At 50.2% G+C, this 18,866-nt stretch carries 10 protein-coding genes; 4 read left to right on the forward strand and 6 right to left on the reverse strand.

What is annotated here, in order from left to right; all coding sequences use genetic code 11:
• Positions 1 to 261: 261 nt before the first annotated feature.
• From AC6I7T_RS15325 to AC6I7T_RS15340, 4 genes are all read right to left on the reverse strand, one after another.
• Positions 262 to 2,145 carry a 30S ribosomal protein S1 gene (locus AC6I7T_RS15325; protein WP_497794363.1) on the reverse strand — a complete coding sequence of 628 codons (1,884 nt, stop codon included), beginning with the start codon at positions 2,143 to 2,145 and terminating at the stop codon, positions 262 to 264.
• Between the two features lie 561 nt (positions 2,146 to 2,706).
• Positions 2,707 to 6,381 (reverse strand): TonB-dependent receptor, encoded by a 3,675-nt coding sequence (locus AC6I7T_RS15330; RefSeq protein ID WP_497794364.1) that lies wholly within the window; start codon positions 6,379 to 6,381, stop codon positions 2,707 to 2,709.
• Positions 6,382 to 7,695: 1,314 nt separating this feature from the next.
• The gene (locus AC6I7T_RS15335) at positions 7,696 to 10,956 is read right to left on the reverse strand and encodes a TonB-dependent receptor (protein ID WP_497794365.1); all 3,261 of its coding nucleotides are present in this window, start codon (positions 10,954 to 10,956) and stop codon (positions 7,696 to 7,698) included.
• Positions 10,957 to 11,281: 325 nt separating this feature from the next.
• Positions 11,282 to 13,060 carry a GWxTD domain-containing protein gene (locus tag AC6I7T_RS15340; protein WP_497794366.1) on the reverse strand — a complete coding sequence of 593 codons (1,779 nt, stop codon included), beginning with the start codon at positions 13,058 to 13,060 and terminating at the stop codon, positions 11,282 to 11,284.
• A gap of 290 nt (positions 13,061 to 13,350) precedes the next feature.
• Between AC6I7T_RS15340 and AC6I7T_RS15345 the strand changes: the two genes are divergently transcribed.
• Positions 13,351 to 13,920, forward strand: coding sequence for an HIT domain-containing protein (locus tag AC6I7T_RS15345; protein ID WP_497794367.1), 570 nt, complete (start codon positions 13,351 to 13,353; stop codon positions 13,918 to 13,920).
• Between the two features lie 127 nt (positions 13,921 to 14,047).
• Complete coding sequence (locus tag AC6I7T_RS15350) at positions 14,048 to 14,323, forward strand: hypothetical protein (protein WP_497794368.1); 276 nt, start codon at positions 14,048 to 14,050, stop codon at positions 14,321 to 14,323.
• A gap of 158 nt (positions 14,324 to 14,481) precedes the next feature.
• On the opposite strand, the gene AC6I7T_RS15355 is transcribed toward AC6I7T_RS15350, so the two are convergent.
• Complete coding sequence (locus tag AC6I7T_RS15355) at positions 14,482 to 15,978, reverse strand: DNA recombination protein RmuC (RefSeq protein ID WP_497794369.1); 1,497 nt, start codon at positions 15,976 to 15,978, stop codon at positions 14,482 to 14,484.
• A gap of 283 nt (positions 15,979 to 16,261) precedes the next feature.
• On the opposite strand from AC6I7T_RS15355, the gene AC6I7T_RS15360 reads away from it, so the two are divergent.
• Positions 16,262 to 16,507 (forward strand): acyl carrier protein, encoded by a 246-nt coding sequence (locus tag AC6I7T_RS15360; RefSeq protein ID WP_497794370.1) that lies wholly within the window; start codon positions 16,262 to 16,264, stop codon positions 16,505 to 16,507.
• Between the two features lie 2 nt (positions 16,508 to 16,509).
• Positions 16,510 to 17,757 (forward strand): beta-ketoacyl-ACP synthase II, encoded by a 1,248-nt coding sequence (gene fabF, locus AC6I7T_RS15365; protein WP_497794371.1) that lies wholly within the window; start codon positions 16,510 to 16,512, stop codon positions 17,755 to 17,757.
• A gap of 173 nt (positions 17,758 to 17,930) precedes the next feature.
• Here the strand turns inward: fabF and AC6I7T_RS15370 are convergent, their stop codons facing one another.
• Positions 17,931 to 18,698, reverse strand: a complete 768-nt coding sequence (locus AC6I7T_RS15370) for a YIP1 family protein (protein WP_497794372.1) — start codon at positions 18,696 to 18,698, stop codon at positions 17,931 to 17,933.
• Between the last annotated feature and the right edge of the window lie 168 nt (positions 18,699 to 18,866).

The following is an 18,866-nucleotide window of genomic DNA, read 5'->3' on the forward strand; positions in this document are numbered from 1 at the left end:
CCACACCCGCCTTTAGTTTCTGTCTATTCAGACCAAAACCGTACCGTAAGGATTCTGCGCAGCGCCGATTTATTTGCTTCTTCCTCCTGCGAAGATCCCTGATCACTCTCCAGTTACTTTCTCGTAACGGATTGCGAGTTGAATTCCAGTTTCTGGTTCTTGCTATACCGGCGTCCCTGATTTTTATCCTTCGCAGCAAGTGCAGAAAAAGAAACGCCACTCCGAAGAGTGGCGTTTCTTTAGCTCCGCAAACGCGAGGACTTATTCGTGCTCGCGCTTCCAGTTAACGAGATCACCCAATGTAGTGGTCGAGCTGGAGACTGGAGCCTTGTAGGCTTCTACGTCTGCCCGGCTGGCTTCTTCACCTACGGCACGCAGGCTCAGACCAACCTTCTTCTCATCCACATTCATCTTGATGATCTTGAAGTCGTGCTCATCTCCCTGATCCAGCTTCACCGGCACACCGCTCTGGTCGGTGGCTTCGGAAACGTGGCAGAGACCCTCAACACCTTCAACGATCTCGACGAAGGCTCCGAACTGAGCCGTCCGCAGCACCTTACCGTGGATCACATCGCCCACGCGGTGCTGATTGAAGAAGGTTTCCCAAACATCGGGCTGCAACTGCTTCACGCCCAGGGAGAGACGGCGGTTTTCCGGCTCGACACCCAGGACAACAGCCTTCAGCTTTTCACCCTTCTTCAGGACTTCAGAGGGATGCTTGATGCGCTTGGTCCAGCTCAGATTGCTGACGTGTACCAAACCATCGATGCCATCTTCGATCTCGATAAAGGCTCCGAAATCGGTCAGATTGCGAACGCGACCTTCGACCACTGTTCCAATTGGATAACGGCCAGCCAGATTCTCCCAGGGATTTTCAAGCAACTGCTTCATACCCAAGGAGATACGGCGGTCACTCGGGTTGACGGCCAGAACAACGGTCTCAACCTCTTCGCCTGGCTTGACCAGCTTCGACGGATGCTTCATCCGCTTCGACCAGGTCATCTCGGAGACGTGGACCAGACCCTCGATACCCTGTTCCAATTCAACAAAGGCACCGTAGTCGGTAACGCTCAGAACGCGGCCACGCACCCGGGCGCCGATCGGATACCGCTCGGCGGCATCGAGCCAGGGGTCGGGAGTCAGCTGCTTAAAGCCGAGCGATACGCGCTGCTTATCCTTGTCGAACTTCAGCACCTTGACCTGGATCTCGTCGCCGACATTGACCAGATCGCGAGGATGGGTCAAACGGCCCCAGGACATATCGGTGATATGGAGCAGGCCATCGATGCCGCCCATATCGACGAAAGCGCCGTAGTCGGTGAGATTCTTGACCGTTCCAGTCAGAACCGCACCTTCTTCCAGGTGCTCCAAAGTCGTAGAGCGACGGGCGTTCTGCTCTTCTTCCAGGATCTCCTTGCGGGAGACAACAACATTGCCGCGCTTCTTGTTCAGCTTGATAACGCGGACTTCAATCTGCTGACCGATATAGGCATCCAGATTCCGTACCGGGCGAATTTCCAGCTGGGAACCGGGCAGAAAAGCCTTCATGCCGATATCCACAGTCAAACCGCCCTTTACGCGACCCTGGACTGTGCCCACGATAGGAGTCTTCTCGTTTGCAGCCTTCTCGATCACGTCCCATACGCGAAGACGTTGTGCTTTCTCGTAGCTGACGAGATAACCGCCTTCTGGCTCTTCGCGTTCGATCACCACTTCAACCGGATCACCAGGATTCAATTTCGGTGTACCGGTGTGGTCTAGCACCTGTTCCAGCGGAATCAGGCCTTCCGACTTCAAGCCCACATCGACAACGACATGTTTATCGGTCAGCTTGATGACGGTACCCGCCACGATGCTGTCGCCATAGGCTTCTACTGCAGCGGCCTCTGCGGCCTGCTCACGGTCAAATGCCTCTAGCGCGGCGGAGAAGTCTTCCATATTAATTTCGGAATCTTCTGTTGGCTCATGAGCGGCTGTGCTTGCCGCTTCCGATACGGAATTTTCGGGTGCCTGAGATGTTTCAGGGTTGTGAGTTGATTCGAGTGACGGCGCGGACTGCTCCGTCGCTGCTTCCAGCGTGGGTTCTTCTAATTCGGTGTTCAGGGGTGTGCTCTCGGTTTGTAGAGAATTCAGGACGTCTGCCATGACCAGCTCCGGGATTCCTGGCCGGCGGTTCCCATCTCCGCCTTTACAGGGCTCGAATCATGCAATACCAAGCAGACCGAGCATCTTAAGCCTGTGAATCGCTTCGCTGAAGAAGTTTCTTAATTGATCGGCGAAGTGTCGGGGATCATCCTCTCCCAATTTCCAGTGTCGGCTGGCAAATCTGGGAGAGACGAAGAGCTTGGCCATAGTGAGTGGTCCAGCACTACATCGGTCTCCAAGGGAGCTTCCGGCAGGCAGGGATAAAAATGAGAGGCGACCAACTCTCTGCTCTGGAATCCCGCGCACAGAGAGTCATGGAAACTATAGCAATAGTGGGTATTGAAGTCAATGTAACTAGGGGAGCAAACGCCCGGTTTCGCGGCAGTTTTCACTAAGCCTTTTATATATCGAAGGAGGATTAGGAAGCGGGACAGATGCCCTTATCAGGCAATCTGGCTGGAGAAGCAAGGAGAAATGCACTTTAAACAGTGCAAGAACTTGCCGTTCAAGAACGAAGGTACAAGGACCTCCGCTCTCGAACGAACAATTCGGATTAGCAGTTTAGAAGTTGAGACGCAGCTGAAACTCCATCGTGCGAGGGCTTCCTTGGCTAAACGTGCCAGATCCCCTCTGTACTCGGTTGAGGTTTCGAATGGAATAGCCACTTGGCCCATTCAAATAGTTGTCTGAGGGTCCATTGGAGGTGTTAAGCAGCATGCCAGAGGTGGAGAAGGTATCGCCGCCCTTAATGGCCGCATAATTACCAAAATTCCCTACGTTGTAGACAGAAACTGTAGGTTCCAAGCTAAAGCTGTCGCCCAGCTTCTTCCACTTCAAGGGATAGGCAAAATTTACATCCATTGATTTGAACATCGGGTTTTCATAGGCAGACGATCCTGGCACCTGCGCTATGGGTTGCTGAACAGCGCCGATCGCCTGCATCTGAGCTGCTGTCATAATGCCGGCGTTCACAATGGCTTGACCGGCGGGCGTAAGGGTGTTGGCATATTTCCCGTTGTATTGGTCGATACGGGTCTTGAGTCCCTTACCTCCGACATCGCGCATGTAAGCCCCAGGGCTTGTCCCAGGTAGCAGGTCTCCCGTGCTTCCATCTCCATCTAAATCAGTCTGGAAGATATAGGCAGCAGAGGAAGTATCCAGAACCAAGCTGGTTGGAGGTGCTGAACGGAAATGTGCGATCAGACCGATTTGAGGTCCATATTTGAGCGTAAAGAATCCGCCAAACGAGACACCATGTGTCTGGTCCAGATCCGCATAGCCCATATATTGTGTTGGGTTGTCGCGATTCCACGTGTAGTTCGTAAAGAACCCATCCGAACCACCTTGTGAAGTAGTTACGATCCTTGAAAAGTTGTAGGAGACTTCAAAGTTGGTCCGTGGAACCCAGCTGGACAGGTGGTTCTTCTGTATCCGCAGGTTCATTTGAAGAGCATCGTAAGCAGAGCGGCCGGACGGGAAGTTAAACAAAGCTTCCCCTAGATTTTGATTGGCACCAGGAAATGCTGCTCCTTCCGTATTTGGATCTGAGCCGCCATAGGCTGCCGGATATCCGTTCAGGGAATTTACCCCCGAATCCAGCCCTTCAGCTGCGAAATCATCTATCGTCGCTCCATGATTATCAATTGCATCCTGAATGCTGGTTGCGTGAAGATCACCGAGCGTCCTGGCTACTGCGGCTCGTGCAGCGGTGGCATTAAAGTAGCGGGCCGCCCCGACATGGTTCGCATCAATCGTCTGCTGAATCTTCAGAGTTGAGCTGTGTACATAATCTGCAGTGAGGACTGTCCCCTGAAACAGCTCCCGTTGTATTCCGAAGTTATATTGCAGCGAATAGGGAGAGACGTAATTAGGGGCATAGAAAGCGTTATTGACTCTGAGAGTCTCACCAACATAATCAGGATTGATGTTGCCTGAAGTACCCGCGGCAGCTACCGCCTGCTGATATGCCTGCTGCAACTGAATGATATAAGGACCGGAAATGGAGAGAGGTTGGGTACAGAGAGTAGCAATACTTTGCCCTCCAACCGAACTGACTACATTCCCTCCCGGGAAAGTAACACTATTGGTTTGACTGCAGATACCAGTTACTACGTTATTGAACAGTCCAGAACGTAATCTGTCTTCACGATCGAAGAGAATGTTGTTCCAAACGTTGCTGTCATAGTAGACACCAAAGCCCGCACGGAAGACTGTCTTTGCACTACCACCTATCTGATAAGCAAGACCAACCTGAGGACCGAAGTTCATATTCGGCTGATTTACCCGTTTACCCAACTCAGGACTGAATACCGCGAGGAGTGGTGAATTCCCGGTGCAAGGTGGAGTCGAAAACGTAGTGGTATTGATATTGGAGCAGGGAATCGGCGCTAAATCCTGATTGGCACGCTCCGTATCACGACTGTAGCGAAGGCCAACATTGACGGTAAGATCGGGACGAACCTTCCAGCCATCTGCAATGTAGAACGCAAACCGCCAGTCTTCTTGACCACCTGCAGGATATCCAAACCCTGATTTTTCGGAAAAGAATCCCTGTCCATTGCCGAGACGGATTTCAGAGGGGTGATAATTCAGCGGGTTAGAACGATCTCCGGATATGTATCCTGAATCTCTAAAGATTGCTCGGGGCGCAAGTCCGTAGAATGAGGCATATCCACCGCCCAACAGGCGATTGAAACTCACACCATATCGGAGATTATGTCCTCCATGCACCCAACTTCCGTCATATCTAATTTGCTTGTCGGACTGAAAGGTGACTTGAGGAGATAAGGGGTTGGGACCGGCGGCAAGGCTCTCAGCTGCATTTGAAATTGCAAGGCCTTTGATGGGGTAATAAAGAGAGCTGCTGCCAGCTGTCTTGTCCGCAATCATGTTGTGGAACTTTTCATAGCTAGCCCGGAAGCTGTGAGTAAATGCTCCGGTCGAAAAATCCCCACCTCCCGCAAACCCGGGAGTATTGTCACGGTTGGCATACATCCAGTATCCATACCCGTAGTTATTCGCCCAGGCAGAGTTGACATCATAATTCGCACGAAAGAAGTAATGTCCTCCTAACGGGCCATTGAAATCGATTCTTCCAGCTGAATAGGTCTCGCGATATGGAGTAGGAAGGGTTGGGTACAGTGCGTTAATAGGAGCGAAAGGACCGCCTACTCCGGCAGAAGTCGACGAATCCTGCTTGATTCGCTCAACGCTGCCAAAGAAGAAGAGCTTGTCCTTAAGAATCTTCCCACCGAGTCTTCCACCGAATTGGTTTCTCTGGAATGGGGCATCGATCCCGCCTTTGTCTCTGGAAAAACCAACACTATGATCTTGGAAGTTATAGAACAGCTGACCGTGATAGGAGTTGGTTCCCGAACGTGTGGCGACAAGGACTTGTCCTGTGGATGTCAGTTCTCCTGAGACGTCTTGCGTAGACCGGTTGATCTGGAATTCATCGATCGATCCTTGAGATACATTGAAGATAGTAGTACCGACGTTTTCATCGGTAATATCTTGTCCATCCAGTAAGATACGGGTCGTGCGTCCGGATACGCCGCCCATCGAAAGAGCAGAATAACCGGCTTTGGTTGGATCAAAGGACTCTCCGCTTTGGAGAACCACCCCGGGTTCGAGCTGAGCTACATCAAGGAAGTTTCTTCCATTAACAGGTAAAGAATCGATCTGCTCACGAGTAATTACGTATGAAACCGCAGATTGTTCGGTATTTACCTGAACTGCGCCGGCAGAAACCACTATCTGTTCGGAAGATTGCCCTACCTGAAGCTTATAGTTGCCGCTTGTGGCCGTACCGGTACGAACCACGGTTTGCACGGAAACTGTTAAAAAACCTGGAGCTTGAATGCCGATTGTGTAGCTTCCGGGATTCAAGGGGCCGACACTATAGAAGCCGGAATTATCTGTCTTCAGGGTTTTGGAATATCCCGTATCTTTGTTGGAAATAGTTACTATGGCTCCGCTGATCACGGCACCAGAAGCATCCGTAATAGTTCCTTGGATTGAACCGCCATTGACTGAAATTGCCTGACCTTCAGCCGGCATGGAGCTCAGCAAAAGTCCCGGCACAAGGGAAAGAACAAGCACCATGATGAAAGATTTCAGGCTAAGACTGAATGTGAGGGATCTTCTGCCAGATGCTGGGTTGCGGCCTGGAAACGCGTTATGCGAAGCAACATAAGTTGCTGAAAATAGTTTGCCTATCCTAGAAAAACGGCTCATCACTTCCTCCAAAAGGAGTTGTCTTTTAACGATCTAGCGTGCAAGAACTGAAACGTTTTTAGTTTGTATGAACTGCGTATACTGCACATTGCCTGACCGCTTCAGTAAAGAGAGCAAGCGGTTTTCACTAGAAGTGCTGCAAGTACAACAGCGCCGGGATTGCGCTATAGATGGCGCTCAAAACATCTCAAGGTGATCGGATAAAGAGGATTGAGCTAAAGAACATCTATCATTTCTGATAGATGAAAGGAAGAATAACACTCCCTAGAATTCGCGTAAAGTCTTGCAGCTTTATATCTGATAAAGACTTCCACGCCTGCGCGCTGTATTGAGAGAACAAGAAATAGTACTGTTGTCATATTTAAACCGATTTCCAAGAGAGCCAAAGATGAAATCGAAGCTTTCCGCTCAATCAATAGGAACGCATACTGATGAAAGACCAAACACTATTGTGTACTTCTGTAATTTCGGATTGACGACTTCAGTTTGGAGTGCTAAACAAGAAAGCTAGTTGTGCAAGAAAAACTGATCTAGATCAAAAGATCTGGGAATCTACCTTTCGGCGTATTCTGCATCTCCTTGTAGCTTTCTTTCTCCAGACTGGTTGGCTTAGTGCCGTCTTCGTCGGGCAAGAAATATATACATAGTTGTTTTGCCTGATCGAAGACCAATCTCACTGCGGTAATAAATTACTTCCAGGCGAAATATCTCATGAAGACTCGAAAAATATTAATAGGATGTTCTATCTTATACGCTCTCTTCCTACCCACAATGAAGGCCGCAGATATTAGTAAATCCAATGTTTCTGCCCTTAACCTTTCTAAAGCCAAGAATCGCGCCGTGGGCTACACTCAAAGCTTAACGTGTACAGAAATCTATAACGCCTGTGCATCTCAGGCGAAACAAGAATTTGCAGATTGCTATGCAGAAGATCCGACTGGAAAAGCTACCTGTTCTGCTATCTACACCGCAGCAGTACAAGCATGCAGAAGGGATTATAACCAGTGCACATCCAGCACGAGCTACAGTGGCACCTCAGCATCATCCCTTCTGAGCAACTCGAGAAATGAATTATTACTCAGATAGCTTATCCACTTTCCGATCCAGTTTATCTTTACACTTTGGAGAATTCGACTCCGAAAGAGAGGATGCTATAAGGTTTCTAGACTGAACTGCCATCACCGCTAATTACAATCGTAGTGAAGGCAACAGTAATAACAAGGCCTGCCTTTCGGCAGGCCTTGTTATTAAGGAAGCAAACCCGGAATCAGTTTACTTGTACTTCATATGAGCTAATAAGCTAACAATTTAGGTCTAGAACTCAAACCGAATCGAACCACGCGCGTAGAACGGGCGCTGGAACGAAATCGGAGTGGTATAACTATCATCTGAGCCCAACCCATTAGCCAAGTCATAGTTCTGGTTCTTGCCGGTGGTGAACTTTGAGTTCGTCACATTGAAGGCATCGAATGAGAACTTGACCAGCCCCTTTTCTCCAACATGTACAGGGTAATCTGCATGCATGTCTAATTGGAGAGTAGAAGGCAGACGACCTGCCGTACCACGCCCTCCCAATGGAATTTCGCCAACATTCTGATAATACGGATGGGAAAGCAACTTGTTGAGTGGAGTTCCAGAGGAGCCGCGAAGGCCAGCGCCGACAGTCAAACTCTTCAGATAGCTCTGACTGAGCATATAGGAACCATAAAGATTACCCGTATGCCGCACATCTGTGTTTAGGTAGCCAGGGTCAAATTGAGAACCGAGCAAACCTACAACACCTTGAGTAAAGTCAAACAGAGAGCTGATTCCGGGATCAGACTGCCCATTGTCATTGCGGAATAGTCCTTCGTAGTTTCCATAAAGTTTAGCGTAACGGTAATTGGCACGGAAAAGATAGTTGTGACTGAAGTTCTTGTTCAGCTCAACTTCAAGTGCCTGATAGCGGCGCTTAGCATTTGCAAAACCATCCGCCTTGCCATCAGGAGTTGTTTCACCCGCAGTAGCCCAGTTTGGACTACATACCGAATAACCTACACTCTTTCCGTAAATATCAGTCTGAGCACCATAATTACCGTGTTTGCTGCCTATTGGAGGGCATCCAGCTGGAACTGCGGTGCCAGTATACGTAAGTTCCTGTTCATTAATAAAGTAGTCCGCAGATGAAGTTGGATTGCCGATCAGATAGATCTGATTAGGATCATCGGCGATCGCACCTTCCGGGGATATACCTTGCATATCTTCAACAATCCGGCGAAGTTGGCGATCGGTCCAGCGAACGCTCAACACCATCCCAGAGGTAAGTTGACGTTCGAATCCCAGCACATATTCCTCTTCGTAATTCAACTTGGTGCCCGAAGCGATGAGTTCTGGATCGGGAGCCGTAGAGCTGATGCGCATACTCTCGAAAGCAGTCCCAGTGGCTCCGTTCAACAAATGGGCAGAGTCGAGAGTGGGAACGATGGTGTTATCGGCATTTACATGCAAAGTGCCATCTGCATTCGAAGATAGCCCCCAGCGTGCACCGCTAATGTCAGTTTCTTGATTGAGTTCGCGAATAGCTGCATCATAGGGCAGTGCTTGTGTATAGCGACCGTAGTTGAAGAAGACTTTGCTCTTGCGATCACCGAAAGGATCGACATTAATTCCTACGCGAGGCGACCAGTTGTCGTTGAAAACATACATCTGGTTGGGCCCATTCATCTGCTCTTCTTCCCAGCGCAGACCGGCGTTGATTGTGATGTATCGATTGATGCTCCACGAATCATTACCGTAAACCGATTGATAGGAACCTGCAGAATTTACCGCAGTTCCGCTCAAATAACCACGAGCTTGGCGGAGATAGACTTGCGCTTGGCTGCCATCTGCAAGCGTGTATATCGGGCAGAGATTTGTCGGACAGTAATCGCTACCGGTATTGGCATCTGTAGGTACCGTTGCCAGATAGAAGGCCGCACTGGCATTACCGGAAAGCGAAGTAACAGTTTGCCCCAGATAATTTTTTTGAGGAACAGCGAATCGAGCTCCACTATAGTCACGGTTCGCATTATAGATAGTCCGGTCAAATCCATACCCAACCGAGAGAACATGAGAGCCAAAAGCAGAGACAGTTTTTTCAAGATCAAAGCTGGTTCCGTAATTTTTGGTATTTGGGTTATACCACTGTCCCAAACCCTCGAACTGCTGAATACCAGTTGTACGATCACTTATGGAATAGATGTTCGCGAAGCCGCTCTCCGTAAAATGACTATTCTTATCGGTTACCGCCAATGAAAATGTAGTAGTTGGATTAATTGTGGCATTCAACCGAGCAGCGATACTTCGGCTTCCAAAATCCCAACGGCTAAGAGCCGTCGTATTATGCTGGTTCAAATTCGGAAGTCCGTTTGTATTCGTAAAAGCAGCGTTGTATGCATAGTTTGACTGAGAGGGATCTCCATACGAAGTAACTTCCAAGGAGTTGGAATCATTAAGCTTGTACGTGAGCTTACCCGCCCAGCTGTAGGCAGTAATGGAGGTCGTATATGGACCGTGCTTATAAAGCAAAGATGAAAAATCTGTATTCGGAGCCAGATAGTTCACTTGGCTCAGCGACGGATTAAACGCCCCGAAGAAGAACAGTTTGTCATGTCTTCCCTTTACAGGGATATAGCCGCCGAATTCAATGCTTGCATCGTAAGCTGGCTGCGAGAAGATGTACCCACGCAGATCGGAAGCTTTGAGGCCTCCGCGAAAAGTATCTGCATGCCGATAGGTAGCGGACATGAACTCAGGTGCAAAATAAGCAGCCACAGCACCGTGGTATTGGCTGCCACCAGACTTGGTAACAATTTGAACCGTACCACCGTTGGCTTTTCCATACTTAGGTTCAAAGGCGCCAGTCTTGACTTGGACTTCCTGAATAAACGAGAGATTGATTCCCGTTCCCAGTGATCCATATATAGGACTGAAGACGCCGATGCCGCCATATCCAGGATCATTCATGCTGACGCCATCAGCAATGTACTGGTTCTCAAGGCCAGTAGATCCACCAATGGAGGGGTTCGAGGAACCGGTACCTCCACCGCTGGTCACACCAGGAGCAACATAAAAGAGACTGCCTACATTACGGGCAACAGGAACCTGTTGATAGAAAGTGGACGTAAGGCTCTCGCCAACCGCAGTTGAAGTCGTATCTACCTCTACGGTATTGGCAGAAACTTCTATCGTCTCTGCTGCTGAACCGGGCTTCAACGTTAACGTCAGAGCCGAGGAGCGGTTGATAACTACTTCAACATTCTTTGCCTGGGTGCTGCTGAAGCCGCTTGCAGAAACGGAGACGGTGTAGAGCCCAGGAGTAAGGCCGCCAATACTAAAGTGGCCAGCACCATCCGTTTGCGCTGTGCGCTTATCAGCGGAACCGCTGACTGTGACGGTTGCTCCGGGAATTACGGCGCCTGAATTATCCGTAATAACACCATTGAGTCCGCCCTTCACCGAAGAGACTTCCTGAGCATAAAGACCAGACTGGAAGCATGCTACCGAAGGCAATAGCAATGCCGTCAATAGGATGCCTTTTCTGAAAATACGAGCCATCACTTCCTCCAAAAGGAAATACTTAACTGTTCGCAGACACCTTACGTCTGTTTTTTGAATGAACTACGCTTTTGCCTTGTCGGAGCTGGTTAACTGACAGGGCTAAACAATAAGGGTTGTAAAAAATACAACAGCGCTATATGAGCCAACCATAGCGCTCAACAAGTCTAAGAACGTCTCAAGTTAAGAGAAAAAGACTATTTAGGAACGTCTACCAATTTCGGTAGATTGGAATAGAGGATAACACCCTGTGAAAATCAGGTAAAGAATTGATTGAGGATACGCTTCAAATTGTGGGACTTGCGCCCTCTTTCCGGGATGCAGCTCACTCCGCCTTCACGCCAAATTTCTTCTCGACTTCGATTGCCGCGGACTCTTTGCCTGCTTTGCGATACGCCTGTGCAAGCGCTCGGTAGATCTCTGGCTTTACATTGGGCGCCTGCAGTGCCTGCTCCAAATACTGCACAGCCAAATCCGTCTTTGCACCTGCTAATGCGGTAATGGCTCGACGATAAAGCGCCAGATCGGAAGAGGCGGAGACAGCGGATGGCGCAAGAATGGTCCACAGAGACGGTATCTCAGAGGTATCAGTGGAAACTATAAAATTCAGCGATTGAAATGCTGTAAGGTGATTTTCATTATCTGTTGCTCGAATCACAAGGCGATAGGGACCTGGCGTTAAAGAATCTGTTCGCAAATCCTTCCCCATCAACATGTTTCCGGAGGGATCGAAAGTTCCGCGATCCACCGTTTGTGACTCTTCTTTCTTGCTGGCAGAACTGACTTGTCCAATCAAATAGTTGATGTCCAACGTCTTTCCACGAAGAAACGCCGGAGATCCAGGCGATTCCCAAAGCTGATACACGACTCGCAGCGGAGCTCCGACAGCAATCACGGCATTGTCGCTGCCCACAGGTGAGAGTTTGATTCCAGAAAAGCTAAAAGGTTTTTCCTGAGAACTATCTCGCTGCGGAGACACTGTTGTCGAAGCGAAAAACGGATAGCCGATAGCCAGAGTATGGTCAAAGTCGGGAATTAAAATTTGGCGTGTTTGGCGAAACGCTTGCTTGGTTGAATCGTTAGTGACCGTCAAGCTTAATTCATACTTACCTGGCGCAATAGGCAAGCGCCCCTCAATCCCAAAGCACTTTTGACGAAGTTCCTCAAAATCGGACGATGAGACATAGTTCGAGAGATGTTGTGTATCGCTGTAAATAGTCTTTCCATCAGTTCCGACTATGTCAGCTTGAAGGCTCACTGAGTAGTAATACCTGCCATCCGGCTGACGAACGAGGGTAAATTCCTGGGGATGAAGGAACCGGAACAAGTAATGAACATCGACAAGAGATCCATTGCTCCTTACAGGAATAGCTGATAGTTCGCTGAATTGTTCTCCCAACAAAATCCGGTGCGTAACACCGAGCAGTGCTGCACGGCGCTGTTCCAACAATTCCCGGTTTACCGGAAGATTTCGATAGTTCCGGATGTGATCGAGAATAGAGTCCGACATCAAGGTTGGAGAGGGATTCTTAACATCGACAGGCTCCCCAGGCAGCAGCGATAATGCAACTCGCGCCACCTCCGAACCAAGATCTGTACTAATAATCTTTTCGGCAACAGCAGGATTGTTTATCGCGTCGCTCGTATTTACCAATTTTGTCGGTCCGTCCACATAGGGCGAATAGAGCTTGTACTCCTCGGCAGCACTTCTCTTATAGAAAGCCACATAGAAATGTGTAGGGAGCCCTGGACTTGGACTCTGGTAAAACCAGATCTCTAGAGGATTGAGATATTTCGAGCTGGGATAGGGGCTCTTCTGCTGAGGAGGACCAAGAGTGATATAAACCATCCCCCGGTCGGAACGCCAGCCATCTCCAACGTTCCTCGCCCCGAAATGCTCATTGGCGTAGGCGACCCGCTGGTAATACTCCTCTTTATAAGCATTTATTGGCGCGTTTGGATCGGGGTTGCGAACCTTCCAGAAATTCTCGATGAAGTTGTCACGCTCTTTATCGGAGGCCAGGCCCAGAAACTCCTCTTTCTCATCATCCGTGAGGATGTAGGGCACCTCTTCTTTGACCCAATGCTCATATTTTGCAGGCAATGGGGGCCTCTTCACAGCACTGGATACAAGCGGAAGGCAGCAAAGGGCAAAGGATATAGCCAAGCGGACAGAACGAGAGAACTTCAAAACTGGGACACCTGCCGAGACACGAGATTAAGGCTGCGGCGAACTGGCGAGACCTTCTTTGTATTTTAACGATAGTCAAACCGCATAGTTCTCTACCTGTTTCTTTCAATCGGGATATCGGTATTTCTTCGCCCCATCCGGGAAGATCGACCTAGTACCGATCCCCAGCATACCCAGGACAGTCCCCGTCTATACTCAAGCACATGGAATACTTATGGACGCCGTGGCGCTATAACTACGTCAGCCACGCCGACCGGGACACCCGCCAGGGTATACCCGAAAAATTGGCCGCTTGGCAGGGCGATTTCGGCTGCGTTTTCTGCAACATGATCGCGGCAACCGACTATGCCATTGCACAGGGAATGCCTGTCGAAGAGGCTGAAGGAGCCTCAGGGATTGTTTTTCGCGGCCAGAACTGCTTTCTTTGCCTCAACGCTTTTCCTTACTGTTCGGGCCACGTGATGGCTATTCCCTACGAACACTCCAGTTCTTTGGCGAGCCTGCCCACGGAAACGGCACACGAACTCATTGACATAGCGCGCAAGATGGAAAACGTCTTCCATAAGCTCTATTCGCCTCACGGAATCAATATGGGGCTGAACTTAGGCAAAGCTGCCGGTGCTGGTGTAGCAGGCCATTTGCATCTCCATGCATTACCCCGCTGGACCGGAGATACCAACTTTATGACCGTCATTGGAGAAGCCCGAGTTCTGCCGGAGGATTTGTCCGTTACCTGGCGGCGAATGCGCGATGCATTCTCCGAGTCTTGCTAAAAAACATTCGCAGCCTGTGGTGCTTCATCCGGTAGCGACTGTCCTATTTCCTTCCCATGCATCACAGTCGTGAAAGACATTTCCTGACGGCTCTGATCGGGCCGTTAGGAAATGAAGGGAGCATGCCATGCCTGATCGCCAAACGGCAACTTCGGAAGCGACAGCACATGTCAAACCGGATGCGGCCGAAGAACCACGGGCTTCTAAACAACAGCCACCTACAGGTGTTCAGCCCGTGGAAGCCGAGGATGCACAAGTAACCGGTTCAACGCAGCCACAGCAGCGTGAAGTGCTCAAAAAGAATATTCCTTGCGACGAAGAATCTACTGAATCGCAGGCAGAACGCCATCCGGAAACACCTGCGGGAATTCACGCTACCGGCTCATTTACGGGGAAAGAGTAGAGTATTTCCCGCGTAGGCACAAATTTGCCTGCACCCGAGAGGAACAGCTGCTTTAGCGGAGAGCCGGGCATGCTTTCCGGACTCCATATTTGCTGGAAAACTCTCGCTTGAACGGTGATTCCAGACCCCGGGACTGGGCCTGGAATCAGTGCTCGGATTTATCTCGGAACTGAGGTTGAATCCTCTTCTACCTCTGAAGAGAGTTCCAATTGTTCTTCTCCCGCGGAATCCACCAGCTCGGCAGGTAAATTCTTGCTCGGCTTGACGCCAAGGCTTTTCAACATCTCTGCTTGGCGAATGACATTACCACGCCCTGAAGAGAGTTTCCGAAAGGCGTCGTCGTAACTATCTTTTGCCTGTTTGATGCTCTTCCCGACCTTCTCTAGCTCTGTCACAAAGCCGACCAGCTGGTCGTAGAGCTTACTGCCCCGCTCCACGATATCCCGTACATTGTTTCTCTGATATTCCTGCCGCCAGAGGCTCGCAACAGTGCGGATTACGAATAAGAGTGTCGTTGGACTGACGAGGAGAACATTCTTCTCGTACGCATCCTGCCAGAGCTTTGTATCTTGAGCGATTGCCAACATGAATGCCGGTTCAATCGGCACGAATAGAACGACAAAGTCCAGAGAATTGAGTTGGTACAAGGTCTGATAGTTTTTCTTGGCCAAGCCGTTCAGATGGGCTCGCACCGAAGCCAGATGCTGCGCTAAGAAAGCTGCCTGTTGCGTTTTCTCTTCACAATTGCAGTAATCGCTATAGGCCACCAAAGAAACTTTGGAATCGATGATCAAGTGCTTGCCACCAGGAAGCCTCACAATCACGTCTGGACGGGCACGTTTATTCTCGTCAGCAGTGAAGCTCTCCTGCACTAGATATTCGACATCTTTGCGCAGTCCGGAAGACTCCAACAGTTGTTCCAGGATAAATTCGCCCCAGTCCCCCTGGGTCTTGTTCGAACCACGCAGAGCCGTTACCAGATTTGCTGCATCTTGAGAGAGCTGCTGATTAAGCTTCTGCAAATTCTCAAGATGGACCTTTAGCTCGCTTCTACCCGCGATATTTTCTTTCTGAACATCTTCGACCTTGGCCTGAAAGACACCCAATTGAGTCTTCAGCGGTTCCAGCAATTGGCCAAGATTGGTCTGATTCTGCTCCGTAAAGCGCTTTGACTTTTCTTCCAAGATCTCATTGGCAAGGGTTTTGAATTGGTTGCTCAGCTGCTCGCGGGCATTTTCCAAAATGCTCAATTTTTCGGCAGCTTGGGTTCGCTCGTGGGCCAGATCTCTACGAACCTCAGCCAACTCACTCCTCAACGCAGAGGATTCCGCCTGTAAAACAGCGTATTTCTCCGTAAATTCGTCTTTTTCGCAGAGAAGTGCATCGACCTGCTTCTGTCGCTCAGCCGTTTGGGTCTCAGCAGCGCTCGTACGCAGGAGTAGCGTCTCATTTGCCGCCCGCAAATCATTTCTTTCGGCTTCCAGACGCTGAGCCTCTTCGGCTTTTCGCGCCACTGCGGCCCGAAGCTCGGCAGCAGCCACTTCCAGAGCAGCTTGATCGCGCGAAACCTTATTCCGCAGGAGTGCGAAGGCCAATACAAAGATCGCCGCCATAGCGACGGCTAGTACAAGGGGAAAAACAATAAATACAGGCATGTCCAATTCGTTGCTCTTAACAGCACTCTACTCGCATTTCACCCGGAATGATCTATCCCGATCATTTACTTCCCGGAAGCCACTCCGTCAACTTCCTACGCCCATCGGCTTTACACTGTTTCGGTGCCTCAGTAGACTTGGAATTTCTGGGTCTTTTTCCCAGCGGCGCTATCGATCAGAGGAGGGAGCTGTTTTTATCTCCTTTGAGCGATGAGGTTTGGGCGGCGTCGGGTAAAGAGCTCCAGATAAAGTTTGCCGCTTTTTAAAGAGACAGGAGAATCGCATGGCAGCAGTGGAAGAGAAGGTTAAGCAGATTATCGTCGAGCAGCTGCAGGTGGACGAAGCTGAAGTGACCCCCAGCGCCTCGTTCCAAGAGGATTTGGGTGCTGACTCCCTTGACGTAGTCGAGCTTGTAATGCAGTTTGAGGAAGCATTTGACCTTGAAATCCCGGACGAAGACGCCGAGAAGATCAAGACCGTTAAGGACGCAATCGAGTACATCGAAAAGAACGCGAAAGGCGGCAAGTAACCTTGAAGCGACGCGTCGTCGTTACCGGAATCGGTCTGATCTGCGGCGTAGGGAATACTGCGCCTGAGGTCTGGTCTAACCTGCTCGCTGGAAAAAGCGGCATGGCTTCCATTACCGGTTTCGATACGACCGGATTTCCGGTCACCTTCGCAGCCGAAGTCAAGAATTTCGACCCGCTAAAGTTCATTGACAAGAAGGAAGCGCGCAAGATGGGCCGCTTCATTCACTTTGCTTTAGCGGCAGCACACGAGGCGATGGAAACATCCGGGCTTAAGATCACTCCGGAGATCGCTCCACGAGTCGGAGTCCATATTGGCTCCGGTATCGGCGGCTTTGACGTTATCGAGCGGGAACACTCGGCAATGCTTCAAGGCGGCCCTCGGAAAATATCGCCTTTTTTCATTCCGGCAGCCATTGTTAATTTGGCAGCGGGACAAGTCAGCATTCGCTATGGCGCGAAGGGCCCGAATGAGGCCACGGCCACAGCCTGCACCACCAGTGCTCACGCCATTGGCGACGCTTACCGCATCATCGAGCGGGGCGATGCCGATGCCATGATCGCAGGTGGAGCAGAGGCAGCTATTACCCCGATGGGTATCGGCGGATTCGCTGCAATGCGGGCTTTATCGACCCGAAATGATGATCCGGAACACGCTTGCCGTCCTTTCGATAAGGACCGTGACGGCTTCGTGGTCGGCGAAGGCGCCGGCATCCTGATCATGGAAGAGCTAGAACATGCTAAAGCACGCGGTGCAAAAATCCTGGCCGAGATCATCGGCTATGGAATGAGTGCCGATGCTTATCACATGACCGGCATGGCTCCTGAAGGCGAAGGCTGCTATCGGTCCATGCAAAATGCAATCAAGAGCGCTGGGCTTGAACCCGGAGACATTGACTACGTGAACGCGCACGCCACTTCTACAGCGGTGGGCGATGCGCTGGAAACGGCAGCAATGAAGAATCTCTTCGGGGAAAAAGCCACCAGTCATAAACTCCTGATCAGCTCGACAAAGTCCATGACAGGACACTTGCTGGGCGGCGCCGGCGGTCTGGAGGCGGGAATTACAATTCTCTCCCTCTTGAACCAAACTGCTCCGCCAACGAGCAACCTGGATGATCCGGACCCGGCATGCGATTTGAATTACGTGCCGAAAACGCCGCAGAAGATCAAGATTGACATTGCTCTATCAAATTCCTTTGGCTTCGGTGGAACGAATGGTTCTCTTATCTTCCGTCGTTGGCAAGAATAAAACTGCAGTTCATATCAACAGAAAAGGAGCGGAAATCCGCTCCTTTTCTGTTTCATAACGTCCTGGTTTACGGTATTACCTGACAACGACATAAACCGAAGCCGAGGAAGCCAGGGTGAAGAACGCTGCCCCGGGACAGGCGCTTAAAAGTTCACCGTACTGCGAGAACCGCATTAGCTGGAAATTGCAGCGTAAGCAATCCTAAAGAGCAGCAGAAGCCCCCACCACCCAAAGATGGCCATATATCCAGCGCTGCGCTTTACCTTCGCCACCGTGGCACATCCGATAGCTAATAAGACGTAGGTCCAGATCGAAATGATATCCAGCGAAGAAGCCAGGGTGTACAGCCAGCGAGGAGTATCTACCACGTTCAGGTAATATCCGGGGTTGGTTCCGACCGGATTGCTGATGAGAAACGAATCCGGATCAACACCCGCAAGAAGAATCACGACCGCCAGCAGTGTTTTGATCAGGCCCGGCAACCAGGAATAGAAAACAACTGCTAATAATCCCGAAAAATCGGCGTGGCCACCAAAACCGAAGTTCATTGTAGCCAGCAATACCGCTGCAAAAATCACGGCTGTAATCAGAGTGAGAAGGGGAAACCCGTAGGAAATATACTGAGTCACCTTTTCCCCGATGAACTTACTTTTTGCAGCTTGGTCGGGTGGTAAAGATGCGAGTTTTTCCGCCTGTTTCGGATTTAGCTTGATTTGATTTTCGGTAACCTTGTCCCATCCCACCTTCGACTGCACTGCGGCAACGAAGGACACGGAAAGAACAACCGTAATCAAAAAGGGTAGCCACCAACTCGTACTCCGCAAAATGTCGGTAAAGGTCTTCGACGGTGCGGTAAAGGTATACAAAACCCGCTGTGTCGCGGTAAGACCCGCCGTATCGGGTCCAGTTGGCGAAGGGATGGAGGAATCCAATTCTGTCATGAGCACATTCCTTTCGGCACAGCACAAACAGCAGAAGTCTGGGCGATTCTAACTCGAATCCATAAAGCTGTGGTGATTTTCAAAGAGTTGGATTTTCGTAAACGGAAGCGGATCTTAAGAGGAGGGGAGCCAGCGGCCCTTCTTCTCGAAAAGCCGCTGTATCCCTAG

This window comes from Humiphilus diazotrophicus (assembly GCF_059726315.1).